The 20,265-nt window shown below is 45.3% G+C and carries 16 protein-coding genes and 1 pseudogene; 13 read left to right on the top strand and 4 right to left on the bottom strand.

Annotated elements, in window-relative coordinates; translation table 11 throughout:
* Positions 1-31: 31 nt before the first annotated feature.
* The 5 genes from atpG to EKN56_RS20370 all read left to right on the top strand — a co-directional run bounded on the left by atpG (position 32) and on the right by EKN56_RS20370 (position 4,385).
* Complete coding sequence (gene atpG, locus EKN56_RS20390) at positions 32-895, top strand: F0F1 ATP synthase subunit gamma (RefSeq protein ID WP_130593469.1); 864 nt, start codon at positions 32-34, stop codon at positions 893-895.
* Positions 896-928: 33 nt separating this feature from the next.
* Positions 929-2,308: a F0F1 ATP synthase subunit beta gene (atpD, locus tag EKN56_RS20385; RefSeq protein ID WP_130593468.1), complete on the top strand. Its 1,380-nt coding sequence runs from the start codon at positions 929-931 to the stop codon at positions 2,306-2,308.
* Between the two features lie 19 nt (positions 2,309-2,327).
* A complete protein-coding gene (locus EKN56_RS20380; protein ID WP_130593467.1) occupies positions 2,328-2,750 on the top strand; it encodes a F0F1 ATP synthase subunit epsilon in 423 nt (140 codons plus the stop codon).
* A 110-nt stretch (positions 2,751-2,860) separates the two neighbouring features.
* Entirely contained in the window at positions 2,861-3,580 is a 720-nt protein-coding gene (locus EKN56_RS20375; protein WP_130593466.1) for a L,D-transpeptidase family protein, read from the top strand.
* A 22-nt stretch (positions 3,581-3,602) separates the two neighbouring features.
* Complete coding sequence (locus EKN56_RS20370) at positions 3,603-4,385, top strand: hypothetical protein (protein WP_130593465.1); 783 nt, start codon at positions 3,603-3,605, stop codon at positions 4,383-4,385.
* 292 nt (positions 4,386-4,677) lie between these two features.
* Here the strand turns inward: EKN56_RS20370 and mglC are convergent, their stop codons facing one another.
* From mglC to EKN56_RS20350, 4 genes and pseudogenes are all read right to left on the bottom strand, one after another.
* Positions 4,678-5,688: a galactose/methyl galactoside ABC transporter permease MglC gene (gene mglC / locus EKN56_RS20365; RefSeq protein WP_130593464.1), complete on the bottom strand. Its 1,011-nt coding sequence runs from the start codon at positions 5,686-5,688 to the stop codon at positions 4,678-4,680.
* Positions 5,689-5,707: 19 nt separating this feature from the next.
* Positions 5,708-7,227, bottom strand: a pseudogene (mglA, locus tag EKN56_RS20360) (galactose/methyl galactoside ABC transporter ATP-binding protein MglA).
* Positions 7,228-7,293: 66 nt separating this feature from the next.
* Positions 7,294-8,286 carry a galactose/glucose ABC transporter substrate-binding protein MglB gene (gene mglB, locus EKN56_RS20355; protein WP_168189693.1) on the bottom strand — a complete coding sequence of 331 codons (993 nt, stop codon included), beginning with the start codon at positions 8,284-8,286 and terminating at the stop codon, positions 7,294-7,296.
* A 615-nt stretch (positions 8,287-8,901) separates the two neighbouring features.
* The gene (locus tag EKN56_RS20350; protein ID WP_130593462.1) at positions 8,902-9,795 is read right to left on the bottom strand and encodes a LysR family transcriptional regulator; all 894 of its coding nucleotides are present in this window, start codon (positions 9,793-9,795) and stop codon (positions 8,902-8,904) included.
* A gap of 256 nt (positions 9,796-10,051) precedes the next feature.
* Between EKN56_RS20350 and EKN56_RS20345 the strand changes: the two genes are divergently transcribed.
* From EKN56_RS20345 to glmU, 8 genes are all read left to right on the top strand, one after another.
* The gene (locus tag EKN56_RS20345; RefSeq protein ID WP_246019908.1) at positions 10,052-11,110 is read left to right on the top strand and encodes a LuxE/PaaK family acyltransferase; all 1,059 of its coding nucleotides are present in this window, start codon (positions 10,052-10,054) and stop codon (positions 11,108-11,110) included.
* Positions 11,111-11,175: 65 nt separating this feature from the next.
* A complete protein-coding gene (locus tag EKN56_RS20340; protein ID WP_168189692.1) occupies positions 11,176-12,186 on the top strand; it encodes an acyl-CoA reductase in 1,011 nt (336 codons plus the stop codon).
* A complete protein-coding gene (locus EKN56_RS20335) occupies positions 12,183-13,211 on the top strand; it encodes an NAD-dependent epimerase/dehydratase family protein (RefSeq protein WP_130593460.1) in 1,029 nt (342 codons plus the stop codon). Before EKN56_RS20340 ends, EKN56_RS20335 begins: the two co-directional genes overlap by 4 nt.
* 10 nt (positions 13,212-13,221) lie before the next feature.
* Positions 13,222-15,453 (top strand): penicillin acylase family protein, encoded by a 2,232-nt coding sequence (locus EKN56_RS20330; protein ID WP_130593459.1) that lies wholly within the window; start codon positions 13,222-13,224, stop codon positions 15,451-15,453.
* Positions 15,454-15,519: 66 nt separating this feature from the next.
* Positions 15,520-16,101, top strand: a complete 582-nt coding sequence (locus EKN56_RS21410; protein ID WP_246019906.1) for a radical SAM protein — start codon at positions 15,520-15,522, stop codon at positions 16,099-16,101.
* Positions 16,102-16,272: 171 nt separating this feature from the next.
* Positions 16,273-16,938, top strand: a complete 666-nt coding sequence (locus EKN56_RS21405; protein ID WP_246019904.1) for a hypothetical protein — start codon at positions 16,273-16,275, stop codon at positions 16,936-16,938.
* Position 16,939: 1 nt separating this feature from the next.
* Positions 16,940-18,205 carry a lipase/acyltransferase domain-containing protein gene (locus tag EKN56_RS20320; protein ID WP_130593458.1) on the top strand — a complete coding sequence of 422 codons (1,266 nt, stop codon included), beginning with the start codon at positions 16,940-16,942 and terminating at the stop codon, positions 18,203-18,205.
* Between the two features lie 614 nt (positions 18,206-18,819).
* Positions 18,820-20,190 (top strand): bifunctional UDP-N-acetylglucosamine diphosphorylase/glucosamine-1-phosphate N-acetyltransferase GlmU, encoded by a 1,371-nt coding sequence (glmU, locus tag EKN56_RS20315; RefSeq protein ID WP_130593457.1) that lies wholly within the window; start codon positions 18,820-18,822, stop codon positions 20,188-20,190.
* The last annotated feature ends 75 nt before the right edge of the window (positions 20,191-20,265 follow it).

Here is a 20,265-nt window from a genome sequence, read left to right as displayed (position 1 = left end):
AGGGGCCGTAAGGTAGTGAGGAGAAGCTTAAATGGCCGGCGCAAAAGAAATACGTAGTAAGATCGGCAGCGTACAAAATACGCAAAAGATCACCAAAGCGATGGAGATGGTTGCCGCGTCTAAAATGCGTAAATCGCAAGAACGCATGGCGGCAAGCCGTCCTTATGCTGAGATGATGCGCAAAGTGATTGGTCACCTTGCGTTAGGTAATCTTGAGTATAAGCACCCTTATCTGGATGAACGTGACGTTAAGCGCGTTGGTTATCTGGTTGTGTCTACTGACCGTGGTCTGTGTGGTGGATTGAATATTAACTTATTCAAAAGATTACTGGCCGAAATGAAAGAGTGGAATGATAAAGGCGTTAGCGTTGATTTAGCGTTAATCGGCTCTAAAGGTGCCTCTTTCTTTTCATCGGTGGGTGGCAATATTGTGGCTCAGGTTACCGGTATGGGAGATAGCCCATCGGTATCTGAACTGATAGGTCCGGTAAAAGTTATGCTGCAGGCCTATGATGAAGGTCGTTTAGACAGACTGTATGTTGCTAACAACAAGTTTGTTAACACCATGTCGCAATCGCCAGAAATCAGACAGCTGTTACCGCTGCCGCCGTCAGATGACGAAGAAATCAAAAATAAGTCCTGGGATTATCTATACGAGCCCGATCCGAAGTCGCTGCTGGATACCTTGCTGCGTCGTTACGTCGAATCGCAGGTTTATCAAAGTGTAGTTGAGAACCTGGCAAGCGAGCAGGCCGCGCGAATGGTAGCGATGAAAGCCGCAACCGATAACGGTGGCGAGCTGATTAAAGAGCTTCAGTTGGTTTATAACAAAGCGCGTCAGGCCAGCATCACTCAGGAACTTACCGAGATTGTCTCGGGAGCTTCGGCGGTCTAGGGCTTGGTTTAGGAATTACGTAGAGGATTCAAGATGGCTACTGGAAAGATTATCCAGGTTATCGGCGCCGTAGTGGACGTCGAATTCCCTCAAGACGCCGTACCAAAGGTGTACGACGCGCTTGAAGTTCAGATCGATGCCAAGCTGGTGCTGGAAGTTCAACAACAGCTCGGTGGTGGTGTAGTCCGTTGTATCGCAATGGGTACATCTGATGGCTTAAGCCGCGGTCTGAAAGTATTAGATTTAGAACACCCTATCGAAGTACCTGTTGGTGTTGCGACGCTGGGTCGTATCATGAACGTACTTGGTGAGCCTATCGATATGAAAGGCGACATTGGCGAAGAAGTCCGTTGGGCTATTCACCGTGAAGCACCAAGTTATGAAGATCTGTCAGGTGCAACTGAACTGTTGGAAACGGGTATCAAGGTTATCGACCTGATTTGTCCGTTTGCTAAAGGTGGTAAAGTTGGTCTGTTCGGTGGTGCGGGTGTAGGTAAAACCGTAAACATGATGGAGTTGATTCGTAACATTGCGACTGAGCACTCTGGTTACTCTGTATTTGCGGGTGTAGGTGAACGTACTCGTGAAGGTAACGACTTCTATCATGAAATGACCGAATCAAACGTACTGGATAAGGTATCTCTGGTTTATGGCCAAATGAACGAGCCACCAGGAAACCGTCTGCGCGTTGCATTAACCGGCTTAACCATGGCGGAAAAATTCCGTGATGAAGGCCGTGACGTTCTGTTATTTATCGATAACATCTATCGTTATACCCTGGCCGGTACGGAAGTATCCGCACTGTTAGGTCGTATGCCATCAGCGGTAGGTTATCAGCCAACGCTGGCAGAAGAGATGGGTGTACTGCAAGAACGTATTACATCGACTAAAACCGGTTCAATCACCTCGGTACAGGCAGTATACGTACCTGCGGATGACTTGACTGACCCATCACCGGCAACCACCTTCGCCCACCTGGATGCAACGGTAGTATTAAGTCGTCAAATCGCTTCTCTGGGTATTTACCCTGCGGTTGACCCACTTGATTCAACCAGCCGCCAGCTGGATCCATTAGTGGTTGGTCAGGAGCACTATGATTGTGCCCGTGGCGTTCAGTCAATTCTGCAACGTTATCAGGAACTGAAAGACATCATTGCGATTCTGGGTATGGACGAGCTGTCAGAAAGTGACAAGCTGGTGGTATCTCGTGCTCGTAAGATTCAGCGCTTCCTGTCTCAGCCATTCTTCGTTGCAGAAGTATTTACCGGTTCTTCTGGTAAGTACGTATCGCTGAAAGACACTATCCGTGGCTTCAACGGTATTATGAACGGTGAATACGATCATCTGCCTGAGCAGGCGTTCTACATGGTTGGCTCCATTGACGAAGCTGTGGAAAAAGCCAAGAAACTGTAAGCTGCAATAGGAGGGCTACATGGCTGTATCAACTTTCCATCTGGACGTAGTGAGTGCGGAAAATAATATGTTTTCTGGCGAAGTACAAAGAATCCAGGTGACGGGTAGCGAAGGTGAACTGGGGATTTATCCTCAGCATACGCCGCTGCTCACTGCCATCAAGCCGGGCCTGATTCGTATCGTTAAGCTAAACGGTGATGAAGAGTTTATCTACCTTTCCGGTGGTATCCTCGAGGTTCAACCGACCATCGTTACCGTTTTATCTGATACGGCTATCCGCGGACAGGATCTTGATGAAGCTCGGGCAATGGAATCCAAGCGTAAAGCGGAAGAACACATCCGTAATTCGCATGGTGACATCGATTATGCACAGGCATCTGCAGAGCTGAGTAAAGCCATTGCAAAACTGCGCGTCATCGAATTGACCAAGAAAATGATGTAATCAGCACCCAGTATTTTGATTGCTATGTGCGTTATAAAAAGCCAATCTGTAAACAGATTGGCTTTTTTACTATGGATAGAAAGTTACAGAGATAATATGGACGTTATTAAATGAGAAATGTGCTTTTCATTATTATTCTGGTGCTGATTGTGATTGTCAGTCTGCTGATTTATCAGAATCTTACCAGCCGCCCTCCTGAAGGGCCTGGTCCGGACGATGGGACTATTCATCCCCGTCCACCTGAACCAGAAAAGCAGATTAAGTTTGGCGACCGTTTGTATATCCGAATTCTTAAAGCAGAAGATAAATTTGAGCTGTGGTTTAGTTCAGACAATAAACCTTATGAGCTGTATAAAAGCTATGTCATCTGTACCTATTCCGGCGGATTAGGACCTAAAAAGAAGCAGGGAGACTATAAAAGCCCGGAAGGTTTCTACTCAACCACTAAAGGGTTACTCAACCCTAATAGCAATTACCATCTTTCTTTTAATATTGGTTACCCAAATGCTTTCGATCGTGCTAATGGCTATACCGGTGATTTTCTTATGGTACACGGTGGTTGTGCCTCAGCCGGCTGCTATGCCATGACTGACCCCATAATCACCGAGATATATGGACTGGTTGAACAGGCTTTTGCCGGTGGGCAGAAGGTGGTTCCTATCCATATTTTTCCGTTTGCTATGACGCAAAATAAAATGACTCAGTATCAGGATTCGGAATATATTGATTTCTGGCAAACGCTAAAGCCGGCGTACGATTTTTTTGAAACTAACCACAGAGTGCCGATGATTGAGGTGAGTGGAAAGCAGTATCTGGTGAAAGCAGGCTGATAAGTACAAAGGAACCTAGTGGATGAATATTAAATTTTTAGGCCATGATGAGACGCATAATCCTTCAGGAGGCCTCTGTAATGAGTATCGAATCGATGAGATTGAAAGCCTGGATTGTTTGATCGATTTTTATCATCAAAAAAGTCAGGAATATAGCAATCAACGAATCTTATTAACGCTGGATGATGTATCTCAGGCTTGCTATACCTCAGGCCATACCAGAATGACCTATGATTTAGCCGATAGCGATGGTTTGGATTTATCCGGGCTACCAGCTGAATGTTTTGATGAAGGTGAGTATCTTGGGTATTTAAATACGCCATCTGAGATGTTTATTTGTCAGCATAATTTTCAACGTTTAATAAAAGACGTTGCCTTTGAACAGGTTTGTGAAAAAGGATTAACATTAACCGATGAGAATTTAGAAGAATGGATTGAATATCAAACAGATCCCTTTTCTATTTTTGATAGTCCGGTATCTGCATTAGTTGTACCAGTGAATCATAGCTATGAAACCTTATATGCGTTTCCTAATGGCTATTTTAGTTGTGATTTATCACCGGCAGAAAACTTTATATTGGCAAAACGCTTTCAACAACAATATGGCTTAGAACTTATAGGTATTGGTGCTTCCTATTTAGGGTTTATCAGGAAAGAGCCATTAACAGAGGTTCAGTTAAATCATCTGTGTGAAGATTTATTGTTGTTATACCATGTAGCGGATAGTGAAAAAGAAAAAATGAAAGCGCTGTTTAGCCAGATGATTTCAGATAGTGAGTTACTTTGGGTTAAATATACTGATTGATACTAATGTCTCTGTAGTTTTTATATCAGACAGCACTAAAGGTTATTAGGATACACGGGCGTGGGGGGTTGACTTGGCGTAAGCCAACGACAAACAGGCAAAGCCTGTTTGAACAGCGCTAGCGCTGGCCCGTCAGGGTGAAACACCGGAAGGTGTTTCATAACTGCCCGTAGCCCGGGGAGCCGACCCACCTGGCCTGTTTATCTACTACCCGGCCGTACTCAAGGGTAATATATGCTCTTAAGTTCTTACGGCCGGAATATCCTCAGAAACCAATTTACCCCATTACAACTTATTTCTTCTTCGCATACTTCAACGAATCCAACGCCACCGCAAAGATAATAATGCTGCCCTTAATAATATACTGCCAGTAAGGGTTCACTCCGATATACGTCAGGCCATAGTTGATAACGGTAAAAATCAGCACCCCGGTTACTACCCCAGCAACGGTACCAACACCGCCGCTAAATGACACACCACCAACCACACAGGCAGCAATAGCATCCAGCTCATACATAAAGCCCAGGTTATTGGTGGCGCTACCAATACGCCCGGCTTCCAGCATACCGCCAAAAGCATAGAACACACCGGACAGGGCATACACCATAATCAGATTCAGGGTTACGTTAACACCAGAGACTTTTGCTGCTTCCGGGTTACCACCGATGGCAAATATGTTTTTACCGAAGCGAGTTTTGTTCCATAAAATCCAGACGAATCCAATAGCGATTGCGGCGTAGAAGGTAATATATGACAGCTTAAAATCGCCAAACCGAATGAATCCCTGAGCAAAGGTAGAAAAGCGCGGGTCGAAACCGGCGATAGGAGAAGCGCCAACAAAGTCATAATAAAGGGAGTTAATACCATAAACGATAATCATGGTGCCTAAGGTGGTAATAAATGGCGTCACGTTAAGATAGGCAATAATTAATCCATTGATTAGTCCTATGATTGCACCAATAGCACAAACGATCAGGATCACCACCGGAATAGGAATTTCACCTAAACCCGGGAATACTTTATTTACGTTACTCATGGATTGCAGCAAAGTGGCAGCAATGACGGCAGCTAAACCCACCTGGCGCCCTGCTGACAGATCGGTACCCTGAGTTACAATTAGTCCGGCTACTCCAAGAGCAATAATAATTCGCACCGAAGATTGGGTCAGAATATTACTCAGGTTAAGCAAACTAAGGAACGAGGTATCCTGAATAATAATAATGCCAAGCAGTACGAAGAGAACGATATAAATACCGTTCTCTTTCATGAAATTCACAACAGAGCCTTTATTTTTGGTACTCATAATATGCCGATCCTATAACTTATAGATATTTGGAAGCCAGTTGCAGAATTTCACTCTGAGATGTTTCTTTAGTATTAACAATACCCGCCAGACGGCCATTGCTCATAACCAGAATACGGTCAGTAATACCTAATAGTTCGGGCATCTCAGAAGAAATAATAATGATTCCCTTCTCTTTTTTTGCCAGCTCAATAATTAATTGATAAATTTCAAATTTGGCACCTACGTCAATTCCCCGGGTAGGTTCATCCAATAATAAAATTTCAGGTCGGGTTAGTAGCCAGCGACCAATAATAACTTTTTGCTGGTTACCACCAGAGAGAGAACCAATCGCTGTTTTATGGCCAGGGGTTTTTACTCTCATTGAATCGATAACCCACTGAGTATCACTTTTCATTCGGTTATTATTTAATAAACCAACTGAGTTTTTGTAGGTTTTCATATTGGAAATTAAAGAGTTAAATCCAATATCCAGATGAGCATAAATACCGGTCGATCGGCGTTCTTCCGTTACTAAAGCAAAACCATGACTAATCGCTTCATTAGCGTTGTTATTCTTTATCTCTTTTCCATTCAGAATAATTTTACCGGCGCTTCTTTCGCGAATACCAAACAGTATTTCCACAATGTCAGTACGTTTTGCACCCACTAAACCGGCAATGCCTAATATTTCTCCTTTACGCAGAGAAAAAGAGACGTCCTGAACCGAAGGCTGTTTTTTTGAAGTCAGATTTTTAACTTCAAGAATTACATCACCAATATCATTGGTTTTTTCCGGAAAGCGTTGAGTTAATGAACGACCTACCATCATTGAGATAATGTCATTCATTGCTAACCCTTCAAGAGGGCGAGTCGTAACCCATTGACCGTCACGGAGTACGGTTATTTCATCGCATAGCTGGAATATTTCTTCCATTTTGTGAGAGATATAAACAATACCGCAGCCGCGATCTTTTAATTTACGAATAATACTAAACAGATGGCTAACTTCTTTTTCGGTAAAGAAGACGTGGGCTCATCCATAATGACGATTTTAGCATTGTAAGAAAACGCTCTGGCAATTTCTATCATCTGCATTTGGGAAACAGATAAGGTGGCGACTTTTACCAGTGGGTCAATATTAATATCCAGTTCATCGAATATAGCCTTAGTGTCTTGATACATTTTTTTATGGTCGACAAACAGGCCTTTCACCGGATATCGACCAAGCCACATGTTGTCCATAACGGTACGCTGGAGCACTAAATTAAGCTCCTGATGCACCATTGAAACCCCTTGTTCCAATGCTTCTTTAGAATTACTAAAGTTGACTTCTTTTCCCTGAAAGATAATTTTCCCGCTGTCTTTTTTATAAATACCAAACAGACATTTTAATAACGTTGATTTTCCGGCCCCGTTTTCGCCCACTAATGCATGAACGGAATGAGAGCGAACTTTTAGATTAACGTTATCTAACGCTTTTACGCCGGGAAATGACTTACTGATATTGATCATTTCCAATAATAGGTCATCAGTTGGCGGGGTTAGTTCTTCGCTCATACAACAGGTCCTGATTAAAAAGGGGCGGCAGCAAGCCGCCCCTTCTATTGCTATCAATAAAAAGGATTATTTAAATTTATCCAGATTGTCTTTATCTACTGCTACGTAAGGAACGCGGACAACTTTGTCTTTGATTTCCCACTTGGTACCCTGGGCTGCTGGTTTGCCTTCAGCCAGGTTTTTAGATAATTCAAAAGTGGCTTTTGCCTGGTTGCTGGCATCGTTTAACACGGTACCTGCCATGGTGCCCTGACGTACCAGAGCCAGTGCTTCTGGTAAGGCATCAACGCCAAATACCGGAATTTTGCCTTTGTTGTGCGCTTTTAATGCTTCGATTGCGCCCATGGCCATGGCATCGTTATTAGCGATAACCACTTCAATCTTGTCGGCATTAGGACCGGATAACCAGGCGTCCATTTTATCTTTAGCCTGTGCGGTGTCCCACATTGCGGTATCCAGCTGTAGCTGCTGAGTTTTCAGCTTTTCATCATCATTTAATGTTTTAACTACATAAGTAGTACGCGCTTCAGCATCCGGATGTCCCGGTTCACCTTTAAGCAGTACAAACTGAATAACGCCATCTTTATTCAGATCCCACTCAGGATGCGCTTTCCAGTGTTTGGCAATCAGTTGGCCCTGAATAACACCAGATTCTTTAGAGTCGGTACCAACAAAGTAAGCCTTGTCGTAGCTGTCCAGTGCGGCTTTTGAAGGCTCTTTATTGAAAAACACCACCGGAATGGAGTCGCCACGCGCTTTATCAATCACTACCTGAGCGGCCGCCGGGTCAACCAGGTTAATTGCCAGGGCTTTAACCCCTTTTGCGATCAGAACATCAATCTGGTCGTTCTGTTTGGATTGGTCATTCTGTGAGTCATTCATCAGCAAAGTGACATCTTTATTGCCGGCAGACTCTTTTTCAATCGCTTTACGGACAACGGACATAAAGTTGTCATCGTATTTGTAAATCGTAACCCCAATCTTGGTGGCTGCCAGCGTAGCTGCAGAGACGGCCATACAGGTACCAAACACAATCGTGGCTAATAGCGTTTTTTTCATGAAAATCTCCATGCATAACTATTTTAAGTTTGAATTGTTAACACGCGACAGCCAATTAGTAATAATATTACTAATAAGACTGAGGTATTAATATTTTTTACAAAACAACACGATAACTACCGGTAGGGGTTATGGATGTTAAATTAATCGTAGTAGAGTCTTAAAGGAATGCCATGAAATGTTATTAAATTGTGATTAATTTCGTATAAAAAAATAACGTCAGTTTATGGTGTTGTTTTTAGGGGACTGACAAACCAGATAAATTGGCATCAATGAATATTCCGGTCGTAAAAACGATGTTATTCATATCACCGTTGTGCTTGGCTGGAAGACCGTCTGTACTTCAGTTCGGAGCGCACCGGGCCTAGTCCACCTAGGGGCGGTTATAAAACACCTTGCGGTGTTTCACCCTGTGGGCCAGCGCGAGCGCTGTTCAAACAGGCTTTGCCTGTTTGTCGTTGGCTGACGCCAAGTCGACCCCAACGGCGGCCTCTCCCTCTGATTGGCTGTCAGACATAAACCCATCAAACTTTGTCAGTTGTCTGAAAATAACGTCAGGATATGGCGTTATTTTGGTTTAATTATTAAGGTGGGTATTTATATTAAAACTTTTATTTAAAGCATTATTTTTATTCGATGACTTAAGAAATCTAAAAAACAGGTGATTCTGGCAGACAGTTGGGTATTACGATAATAGACCGCGTTAATGGGTTGCATGACCTTGACCGTTTGCTGCGGCAGTATCTCTATTAAATCTCCCTGCATTCTGTCTTTATGGGTCATAAAATCAGACAGGCAAACAATGCCTTCTCCGGCTAAAGCCAACTGTCTTAATGTTTCCCCACTGGAGGCGGTCAGGTTTGGCGTTATATGTAACAGATGTCCATTATCATCGCTGAAGGGCCATTCATTTAGCTTATCTATTTGGGTAAAACCCAGCAGCTGGTGGGATGTTAAATCGTCTGTACAGGTGATTGTCGGATGGTTTTTTAGATACTCAGGACTTGCCAGAGCGCGCCTCTGGCTGGAGCCTAAATGGCGGGCATGCAGGGTTGAATCACGTAATTCACCAATGCGAATAGCGATATCGGTCTTGTGTTCCAGTAAGTCGATAAAGTGATCGTTGGTATTGAGTTCCAGTTCAATTTGCGGATAAAGGCGACGAAACTCACCGATAATTGGTACGATGGTATGTATCATAAAAGGCGAGGCTGCATTGACCCGAAGCAGGCCAGAAGGTTGCTGGCGGCGTATCGCTATCTGATCTTCCGCTTCATCGACTGCCGCCAGGATTTTTCTGGCGTGCACTAAGAAAGCCTGTCCCTCTTCCGTTAATGCCAGTCGCCGGGTGGTACGGTTTAACAGTGAAGTTTCCAGCTTTTCTTCCAGTCTTCCCAGTGCCCGACTAATACCTGAAACCGTTTGATTCAGTTTGCTGGCCGCATGAGTAATAGAATTACTGTCAACGACGGTAACAAATGCCAGAAGTTCTTCCAGAGTGGTTTTCATGGTGATTATTGATTCCCGATCAATGATATTCAGTATTTAAGCAGATTTTTGTGAAAAACAGGCATCAAATATTTGTGTTGTACCAATTCATCAGGGAACTTTCCCAAAGGTTATTGTTCTGAATAATAGATAAAGAGTGGATTTTCATTATTTTTTAAACTCATAATTAATTGATTATATTTAAAAAATAATAAAGGGATAGCGTAGTAAAAGCATTGTTCAGCCAATATTTTACTCATCAATTAGGGAAACAGAGATGTCTGATTATATGGAAAAAGCTGAGTCACTGACTGCTGTAGATGCATTGGCTGATTTACCAACACCTTATGCGTTAAGTTCGCCAGCGCAAGAGCAGATATTTACTGCGGCAATGCAGCAAATAGACAGTTGGCACTGCTTACATAATCCCACCTATGCGCAACTCTGCGAAGAGCAATCATCACCGGTTATCCCTGTTGGATTGTTTAAAACCCTTAATCTGGCTACACCAATGGATGAACCAGGGCAATGGCTCTCCAGCTCAGGTACCGGAACTCACGGAAAAACGCAGGTATTCTTTGATGCTGCCAGCATGGGCCGCATTCAACGGGCAATGACGCAAATGTTCATTGCCAATGGTCTGGTGTCATTAACCCCTTCCCGTTTTCTCCTGCTTTCTCCGGATCCTCACTCTGGGGATCATGCCGGGTATGCCACGGCCTTTATGAAGTTTACCGCCTGTGCACCGGTAAAGGAGTGTGTATTTGCCGTTCAGGCTGATGGTCATTTTGATAGCCAATTAGCCTGGGATACTTTACAACGCTGGGCCGGTGAGCCGGAACCTATCTATATTTTTGGCCTGACGGTGTTTTTTGAACATCTGTGCTTAAGTCGTCCGGATTCATTTACGTTACAAGCGCCAGTAAGAGGGTTAACCGGTGGTGGCTGGAAGGGAATGACTCAACAACTGGATCGCCAGCAAATTGTTGCCGGTTTGAATCAGTGCTTACAGGCGCCATTGGTAGATATTCGGGATATTTACGGTATGACGGAACATCCGTTGCACTATATCAGCTGTCAGGAAGGGCACTTCCATATTCCGGCTTACTCTTCTTTCACCATTATTGATGCGAATGGCAATTCTGCAGCTGCAGGTCAGCAGGGGCTTATTCAGCTTGAAAATCCGTTCTTTGCTTCATTGCCCGCTCAACGTTTATTAACTCAGGATTTAGGTTTATGGGGTGAGCATTGTTCATGTGGTCAACCGCGACCTTATCTGCGTTATTTAGGAAGAGCCACAACCCCGGAAGGGACCTGTGCTGCTGAAGCGTTATGAAACAGCAATCGCCTGAAAGGTTGATAAAAGTAAGAGCGTGGATTGCCAGCTGTATACGGTCGGAGATGCAATTTTCTTCCGATCCGGCTACCCAGCAATTTTGCCTGTCCCGACTTCATCTGTGGTGTTCAACCGATTTGCTGGAACAGAAAATTGAGCGCGAGCTGGCGGGAAGAAACTGGCGTCCACCAGATCGGTTGCTGCTGGTGATTTCTGAAAAAGACCCTTTGGGTACGCTGGAGGGTTTTTTAGCGGCTTATCTGATTGGTAGCCGTATGAGGATCAAAGCCCGGCACTCACGAGGTTGGCTGGAGTCTTTACGTCAGGCTTTGGACTTATCGGATGATGAATGCCAAATCAGCGACTGGCCAAGCCATCAGCAAAGTGATGAGCAGTTATTACAGGGAATTGATACGATTTTACTGGCAGGTGGCGAAGCGTTAATCCAGCATTACCGAAAGATAACGCCTGCACATATTCGTTTAATTGAACTTGGCCCAAAAATCAGTGGGATGGCTATATTGGGCCATCAGTTACCGCCGGTAGAAAAAATTCTGACGGATGTTTGTTTGTTTCTACAGCAAGTGTGTAGCTCACCTCGCTTTATTTTGCTGGATAGTGAACAGGCTGCAGAGCAGTTATACCAGCAATTACACCATGCTTTAGACGAGCTGCCCCGTCTGGCAGAAGATGAGCGAATCGCTCAGTTAGCCAAAGTGCGTGAACTGGCGATGTATCAGAAACTAACTCCGGATTGGGGCAAAATTGATTACAGTAAATCCAGCGGCTGGGGAGTTACCTTGAGTCGTCAATTCTCTCCTGAATTATGGTTACCTAAAGGCTTTCAGCTTATTTTATCTCCTGTTGATGTCAGCCTGTCTAATGCGGAATCACGCTGGCCGGGTCGCCTGCAAACATTAGGATACTGGGGAGATATTTCAGACTTTCAGCAGAGTAGTTTTACCCGCTATTGTCCAATAGGGCGCATGCATGACCGCTCGTTGCTGGCACCCCATGACGGATTTTTTATTCTGCAATCATTGGTCTCTTTTATCGACAAGGACGATTATTCATGATGAACAGGCCACGGGTTTTTATTACTGGTGGAACTGGGTTTATTGGTTCTCACCTGTTGCCAAAATTGTATCAGCAGGGCTATGCGCTGACCGTTTTAGTTCGATCCCCGTCATTGAAAAAAATAGTCGGTCGACCAGATTTACCGCCTGAAACTACTCTGGTTACTGGTGATTTAACTCAGCCGGAAAGTTATCAGAGCGCGTTAAAAGGTCATCAGGCATTGATTCATATGGCTGCGGATTATCGGGTTGGTTTACCCGCTTCTTCCTCTGCGCGCCGGACAATGTATCAAACCAATGTCACAGCAACGCAGGATCTGTTTGATGCAGCACAGCAGGCTGCCATTCCGCAAATGATTTACATGAGTACGACAGCAGCATTAGGGGAGACTCAGGGAAGCTACCCGGATGAGATTCACCAGCATAATGGCGTTTTTCGCTGCTATTACGAAGAAACCAAACAGATTGCCCATTACTTTTTGCAGCAAAAACAGCAGCAAGGCTTACCGGTCAATATTGCTATTCCTGGCGGAGTATTTGGCTCGGGCGATAACAGCGTATTAAGCCAAACCATTCGTGCTTTTTTTCGCGATAAGATTCCGTTTCAAATCGCTACCACCAGCCGTTTCCAACTTTGTCATGTGGATCATCTTTGTGATGGATTGATTCAGTTACTTAATCCGGATATTCAGCGGCAAAATTTTCTGTTTACCGGAAAGGATTTTTCAATGCCGATGTTGTTTACGCTAATGGCGGAAATGGGTAAACGCAAAATCCCACCTTTTAAATCAGCATCCTCTTTAAATGCCCTGGCTTGGCTAATGGACAAAGTTTCTTCTCTGGGGCCTCAAATGCCGCTTTCACAGGAAGCCTTGCGCATTATGGATGGCAGCACTTATATGTATTGCTCTGATAAAGCTAAACGGCAACTTAACTGGTCTGAAGGGGATCCCGTTCAGGAATTAACTGCATTTATACAGACACTGGCTGATGAAGTTGCGGCGGAAAACAGGTCGGCAAAATAAGGGATAAATAATGAAGACCACCCAATTAAACAGCCCCTGGGGAGACGTCAGGGTAATGTTGGAAAATCCTCAGCAATTGACGGTTCAGGGAAGTAGCGATAAAGCAGTGTTTTTTGGTCAGGGTTATGGCGCAGCCCGTTTGCGCCTGTGGCAACTGGACCTTTCCCGTCGGGTAGCCACAGGAACGCTGTCAGAAATTATGGGTAATGGTGCGCTAAGAACCGATATTTTCCAACGTCGTCTGGGGTTGGCTTCACTGGCACAGCAGGCAGAATCAATCGATGCGGGTGCAGAACCATCATCCTGGCAAGGCCAGCAGTATCAGCATATTCAGGCCTATGTGGCGGGTATTAATCAGGCACTGGTGGATATGAAGTTATTGCCGGTTGAGTGCCTGTTGTTACGCTATCGTCCGGCTTCTTTTCAGGTCAGAGATGCCTATTTACTGGCTCAGTTAAAGTATTTTATTAATTCAGCCTGGCAATATGAGCTGTTCCATACCCGCTTATCGGGTCGCTTAACGCCCCAACAGCATAAGCAGTTGCTCACTACGGTGGGTCAGGAAGGAAACCCAATACCGCCATTACCTCTGAATGAGGCAGGAGAACGCCTTGCTGAAGTCGAAGAAGCACTAAGAGATGGCCTGCTGGGTATGCAGCATCTGGGGCTTGCCTCACCGGATACCGGATCGAATGTTATTGCTATTAGTGGGCAACGTACGGTTTCAGGCAAACCCATATTAGCCGCGGATCCACATATGGGTCATGTAAATCCCGGTTATAACCTGATGTGCAAACTGGAAAGCGATGAAGGGTTATATGTCATAGGCTCTCACTTTCCTGGTGTGCCGGGCATTATCGTCGGTCGTAATCACCATGCTGCCTGGGGTATGGTAGGTATCATGGCGGATAATCAGGATCTGTTCTGGGGCAAAATTAATCTGGCGGAAGAAAAGGTTGAAACCACCGAGGGCTGGGTGCCACTTAAGCGGGAAAAGCAAACCATTCAGTGTAAGTCAGGTAAAACCCATGAGTTTACCGCTTACGGATTTTCTCAGGGACGATTGCTCTCTGAAAAAGGTGATTATGGTCTGTTTTTACGCTGGCCTTCTCTTGATCATCCTGACGGTGATATTAGCTTTTATTCTCTGGCGAAGTGCCACAATTGGCAAACATTTCGTGCCAGTCTGGCCCATGTGCATAATTCACCCATGATGGTGGGATATGCAGATATTCATGGCGATATTGGTTTGCAAACCATGGGATTTATCCCTAAACGGAAAACTGAAATTGGCAGTTTGATCCTTAATCTTACCAACCCGGACCATCAGTGGCAGGGATATGTTCCCTATGAAGATTTGCCGTTTCAATATAATCCGCCGGAAGGCTATGCGGTCTATGCCAATCAGTACAGTGAAGCGCTATTTAGCGGTAAATGTGCCTTATCAAACCGCTGGCATCCACCAAGTCGTGCATTACGGGTCAGTGAACTGATTGAACAAACTCATCAGCATGACCTCAATACGCTGCAAGCCATCCAGGACGACAAAGTTGATGTGTTTGCCCGCACTGCTTTAGCCATACTCCTTCCCTATCTATCGGTTTCTACGCCGCTATCCGACTGGAATGGTGATACACGAAAGATTGAGCAGGCACAGCTATTTGAACGCTGGATGCAGCATCTGGCGGATAAGCTATTACGTAAAGTACTTAAACGCGGCTCACGGGCGTTGTATTCGGATTTCTGGCCGGGTTGTCGATGGAATATGCTGACTATTTTGCATCATCATTTAACCGACTGGGGACATGAAAAAAACGCTGCCAGCCAATTGGTTCAGGACGCCTATAACAGCGCGTTGGCAGCTACTCAACATGCCACCGTTCCTGAAGTGGAGTTTCAACACACTATTAAACACCCGGCATGGTTAAGAAAATTACTCACCGGTCGTTACCCCTATCAGGGTGGAAATCGCGAGACGGTTCACGCGACCCGTCAACATACTGATTTTTTGACCCAATCCCAAATCGGGAGTGATAGCCCGGTAAAAAGTAAACCCTATACCTTTGGGCCAGGATTCAAACTGTTATGTGACTTAAGTGACAGAGGTGAAGTGCGATATATGATGAATACGCCTGCGAAAGGAGGGCCTTTCTTTTGGTTGTTAACACCAACACTATGGCGCTGGCAACAAGGGCTGCGTTGGTCAATGTCGATGTCTGATATGAAAAAAAATGATAAATAGCGTGAGTAATAAAATACCCGGCAATTGGTTTAGCCGGTATGTCGTGTCAATCAGAGGGATTATTGTATGGCTGGTTTAAAAGAGTGGCAAAAAAGTGGGCATCCTGCCCGTTTATGGCGGCCTTTGCCAGAAAATCGGGTGCAGTGTGAGCTGTGTCCGAGGGAATGCAAAATTAGCGAAGGGCGATCGGGAACCTGCCGTATGCGCCGCAATGAAAATGGGTCATTGGTCACGCTTAACTACGGTAAATCGGTACCCATGACTCAGGAGTGCATTGAGACCGAAGCGGTTTATCACTATGCGCCGGGAGAGCAGATTCTTTCATTGGGCAATATTGGTTGTATGCTGCGCTGTGATTTCTGCCAAAACTGGACTACCAGTCAGGCACGTTACGTACAAGATAGCCACGTGATGTACTACAGCCCGGAAGATGTGGTTAATTATGCCCTTAAGCATAATATCAAAGTGCTTTCATGGACTTATAATGACCCTATTGTCTGGCATGAGTTTGTGATGGATACCGCCAGACTGGCGCGTCAGCATGGGTTAAAAAATCTGTATAAGAGTGCCTTCTATATTGGTGAAAAAGGCATTGATGAACTGCTGGAAGTGATGGATATCTTCAGTATTTCTCTTAAATCAATGTAGGATAGTTTTTACCGTAAGCATACCGCCGGTCGTCTACAGCCGATACTGGATGGTATCAAGCAGGTTTATGCAGCAAGACAGGGAGGTAATGGCCCTCATCTGGAGGTTTCCAACCTTTGCGTTACCGGACGAAATGACAATTTAACGGAAAGCCGCAAGGTCTCTGACTGGATGTTAAATAATCTGGATGCTGAAATTCCTCTCCATTATGTGCGCTTCCACCCGGATTTTCGTTATACCCAGGTTGAACGTACCTCAGTACCTTTCCTTGAGCAGGCTCGCCTTCAGGCAATGGCTGACGGTATGCGTTATGTCTATTTGGGCAATGCCTACAATACCACCAGCACTAACTCTTACTGCCCGGACTGTCAGGCTTTATGGGTTCAACGCAATGGTTTGATTGCCCGATCGTTTCTGCAAAATGGCTGTTGCCCTCAGTGTGGAAAAACTTCACCGATCCAGCTTCCATGGAAAGATTCAGTGTCTGAATCGGTTACTCATCAAATTCCGGAAAACTTTGTTAGCACTACTCATATGTTCCGTGGGCCAATACAGGCTTGTCATGTAGAACAGCAGCAAGAGTCGACACTGTTTTATCAGTTTATTTCAGCATCGGGCCAACCGGTGGGAGAAATTGGTACTAACGGCTGTATTCGCTTTATGTTGTCTAAAAGCGATGAAAGGGCGGAAGGCATTCGTCTTTATCATCCGACAGAAAACAAATTACAGGTATTTGAAGTGTACGATAGAGCGCACTTCCCGGTTACCGGCGCTGAACAAACTCACCTTGCCAGCGAAGATGTCCCATTAAACTTTTTGCCAATTCGGGGGCGCTGATATGCCGCTCAATTGGGGATACTCTTATGCCCGGTCGCAGTCTATTGCTTATCAGCTACGTAAGGCCGGGCTTGGTGGCGAAGGAAAAAACCTACCGGTGATTTATCTGTCCGGCATTTTAGGTTCAAAGCTGTATGATCGTCAGGAACAGGCACAGATTTGGGGTGATTATCGTGGAGTCTTTTTCCATAAACCACATTATGCCGGTTATGAATATGAGGACAGTGAAGCCCATCGCACCAGAGTATTTGCTAATGAACATCTGCATGAGTTCACCATTGTTCCAGGGTTGGTGCATACTCTGGTTACCGCAGAGCTAAAGCAGGTGTTGCAGGCAGGATTGGGCTATAAAGAGGGGCAGGATCTGTTCTTTATGGCTCATGACTGGCGAGCTGACCTTTGTTCACTGGCCGGGCGGCTGGATGCGGAGTTTGCACGGTTAAGAGCCCGATTTGGTGACGATCAGAAAATTATCCTGATGGGACAATCGATAGCCAATCTGGCTATTCGTTACTGGCTGCGAACAACCACCAGTGAAAATCGCGAGATGATAGCTAAATGGTATGCTTTTGGTCCACCATGGCAGGGGACTTTTCATGCGCTATCAATGATGGAGACCGGTTATTATCCGGGAACCCGCCTGTTCCACGGCTTTTCTGCCGATGATGTGACCAGTTACCCCAGTGCCTATCAGTTGTTGCCTTCCCGGCCAACGGTTGTGGATATTCAGGGTAAGCCTTTAACCGATTTTGATATTTATAGCACCGAATGCTGGCAGGAATACCGCATGGGGCCTTATCGGGCATCAGGGGTTGATATATCCCCGGTTTGTCAGCGTGCCAGAGAACATCTTGGCCTAAACTTGAAAAAAGCCCGCGAACTGGCGGTCAGCATTGAAGGCGTTTCAACGCTGGAGCAAGCGATTCCTCAGGTGTGGTTTTTAAGCGATAACAATACGGCAGTAAAAGCCGCCGTCTATGATGGACATCGTTGGTACTTTGAAACCAAAACTATTCAGCGTGACGTCCCACAGCTGGCTTCACAAGTGCTGGAACAGGGGGACGATCACCTGCCACTAAGCGGTTTATTGTCTCAACGCTGCGGACCTGTTATTCGTGATGCTTATCATCAACCCTGGGGTGAGAGTTTTGTCTATATCAGCAAAGCCAGAACCCATCGGGCATTAATCAACCATACGCCAAACTTACGGTCTTTGGCTTTTGATTTAGCGGTAGAAAGAGAAAAGTATCAAAAAGGCGGATATTGATGATAAGACCAAATAATTCAGTTCGATACCTTAAAATATGCTAATCGTTGGGAGGGACGGGTGTTGGGGTCGACTTGGCGTAAGCCAACGACAAACAGGCAAAGCCTGTTTGAACAGCGCTCGCGCTGGCCCGCAGGGTGAAACACCGCAAGGTGTTTCATAACTGCCCTTAACCTGGCCTGGCTCAATGTGCTCCATAGCTGGGAACAGATGGTTTATCGACCGTTCTCAGTGCAGATACAAGCACCATATTTTTACGGCCGGAATATTCACAAGGGCTGACTTATTGGATTTACCTGATACCTCCACCACTCATACACCCCTGTTACTTTACCTATAATCGACTAATTCATCTTTTTTTTACTTTTTAACTATCTTGATACGCGTTGAAAAAAAAGTGGTTTATCGCGGGGAGTAACGCGTTATTATTCACCCATAGCAGCCGAAAATCTGTCTCCGAATGCCGACAGTTTTTCAGCTATTTTCTGGTAAAGCTGTATTTTTCATCAACCCTTGTGCCACAAGGTTTGTTGGCATTTTTTGATGAAAAATAAGTAGCATTTTTGTTACTAAACAGGTTTACTTTCGCCAATCAATTTTTTAGCAGGTTGTTTATGTCAATGTCTCAACTTAGCGTAGCGATTCTTGCCGCTGGCAAGGGTACGCGTATGTATTCAGATCTTCCAAAGGTACTGCATCTTTTAGCCGGTAAGCCAATGGTACAGCATGTCATTGATACCGCATCTAAACTGGGTGCCCAACAGGTTCATTTGGTTTACGGACACGGTGGAGACCTGCTAAAGAAAACGCTTTCCGATCAGCCAATTAACTGGGTATTACAGGCAGAGCAGTTGGGTACAGGTCATGCTATGCAGCAGGCTGCGCCTTATTTTGCTGATGATGAAAATATCCTGATGCTGTATGGCGATGTGCCACTCATTTCAGAAGATACTCTGCGTCGTTTAGTGGCTGCCAAGCCGGTTGGCGGCATTGGTCTGCTGACCGTTAAGCTGGATGACCCTACCGGATATGGTCGTATAGTCCGTAAAGATGGTCAGGTCGTGAGTATTGTTGAACACAAAGATGCCAGCGAAGAGCAGCATAAAATCAATGAGATAAACACCGGTATTCTGGTTGCTAGCGGTAAAGATTTAAAGCGCTGGTTAGGCAAACTGAATAATAACAATGCACAGGGTGAATATTACATCACCGATGTAATTGCACTGGCATATGAAGAAGGCAACCGTATTGAAGCGGTACATCCATCCCGCCTGAGTGAAGTTGAAGGGGTAAACAACCGCCTGCAACTGTCTCGTCTGGAGCGCGTCTATCAGGCAGAACAGGCAGACCGCTTACTACTGGCGGGTGTGATGCTAAACGACCCTTCCCGTTTTGATTTACGCGGTGAACTGATTCATGGTCGTGATGTGGTGATTGATACTAACGTCATTATTGAAGGCCGCGTAGTGCTTGGGGATCGTGTTCGCATTGAAAGCGGCTGTGTGCTGAAAAACTGCGTTATTGGTAATGACAGCGTGATAAGCCCTTATAGTGTTATTGAAGATTCCGAGATGGGCGTTGGCTGTACTGTGGGTCCATTCTCTCGCTTACGCCCCGGAGCGCAGCTTGAAGATGAAGCCCACGTGGGTAACTTCGTAGAGATGAAGAAAGCGCGTTTGGGTAAAGGTTCTAAAGCTGGTCATCTCTCTTATCTTGGGGATGCGGATATTGGCGATCGAGTTAATATCGGTGCCGGTACTATTACCTGTAACTACGATGGTGCGAATAAGTTTAAAACCATCATTGGTGATGATGTGTTTGTTGGCTCTGATACCCAACTGGTTGCACCGGTTACCGTTGCTAAAGGTGCCACCATTGGTGCTGGTACCACGGTCACTCAGGACGTAGGTGAAAATGAGCTGGTGATTAGCCGGGTCAGACAGCGTCAGATTTCAGGTTGGAAAAGACCAGAGAAAAAGAAATAACTCAATAAGTCATGGAGCGGTGTTTAACACCGCTCCATAGCCATTAACTGTTTTGCTATGGTTTTTTGATGCAGC

It is taken from the genome of Limnobaculum zhutongyuii (assembly GCF_004295645.1).
GTDB lineage: Bacteria > Pseudomonadota > Gammaproteobacteria > Enterobacterales > Enterobacteriaceae > Limnobaculum > Limnobaculum zhutongyuii.
The sequence above is the reverse complement of the archived record's forward strand: the minus strand, read 5'-3'. Positions and strand labels throughout refer to the sequence as shown.

Coding starts and splice junctions, on each gene's coding strand:
- EKN56_RS21410 (WP_246019906.1), top strand. CDS start 15,520: ATGGCTGGTTTAAAAGAGTGGCAAAAAAGTGGGCATCCTGCCCGTTTA.
- atpG (WP_130593469.1), top strand. CDS start 32: ATGGCCGGCGCAAAAGAAATACGTAGTAAGATCGGCAGCGTACAAAAT.
- EKN56_RS20350 (WP_130593462.1), bottom strand. CDS start 9,795: ATGAAAACCACTCTGGAAGAACTTCTGGCATTTGTTACCGTCGTTGAC.
- EKN56_RS20370 (WP_130593465.1), top strand. CDS start 3,603: ATGAATATTAAATTTTTAGGCCATGATGAGACGCATAATCCTTCAGGA.
- mglB (WP_168189693.1), bottom strand. CDS start 8,286: ATGAAAAAAACGCTATTAGCCACGATTGTGTTTGGTACCTGTATGGCC.
- mglC (WP_130593464.1), bottom strand. CDS start 5,688: ATGAGTACCAAAAATAAAGGCTCTGTTGTGAATTTCATGAAAGAGAAC.
- EKN56_RS21405 (WP_246019904.1), top strand. CDS start 16,273: ATGTTAAATAATCTGGATGCTGAAATTCCTCTCCATTATGTGCGCTTC.
- glmU (WP_130593457.1), top strand. CDS start 18,820: ATGTCAATGTCTCAACTTAGCGTAGCGATTCTTGCCGCTGGCAAGGGT.
- EKN56_RS20320 (WP_130593458.1), top strand. CDS start 16,940: ATGCCGCTCAATTGGGGATACTCTTATGCCCGGTCGCAGTCTATTGCT.
- EKN56_RS20345 (WP_246019908.1), top strand. CDS start 10,052: ATGTCTGATTATATGGAAAAAGCTGAGTCACTGACTGCTGTAGATGCA.
- EKN56_RS20375 (WP_130593466.1), top strand. CDS start 2,861: ATGAGAAATGTGCTTTTCATTATTATTCTGGTGCTGATTGTGATTGTC.
- EKN56_RS20340 (WP_168189692.1), top strand. CDS start 11,176: ATGCAATTTTCTTCCGATCCGGCTACCCAGCAATTTTGCCTGTCCCGA.
- EKN56_RS20380 (WP_130593467.1), top strand. CDS start 2,328: ATGGCTGTATCAACTTTCCATCTGGACGTAGTGAGTGCGGAAAATAAT.
- EKN56_RS20330 (WP_130593459.1), top strand. CDS start 13,222: ATGAAGACCACCCAATTAAACAGCCCCTGGGGAGACGTCAGGGTAATG.
- atpD (WP_130593468.1), top strand. CDS start 929: ATGGCTACTGGAAAGATTATCCAGGTTATCGGCGCCGTAGTGGACGTC.
- EKN56_RS20335 (WP_130593460.1), top strand. CDS start 12,183: ATGATGAACAGGCCACGGGTTTTTATTACTGGTGGAACTGGGTTTATT.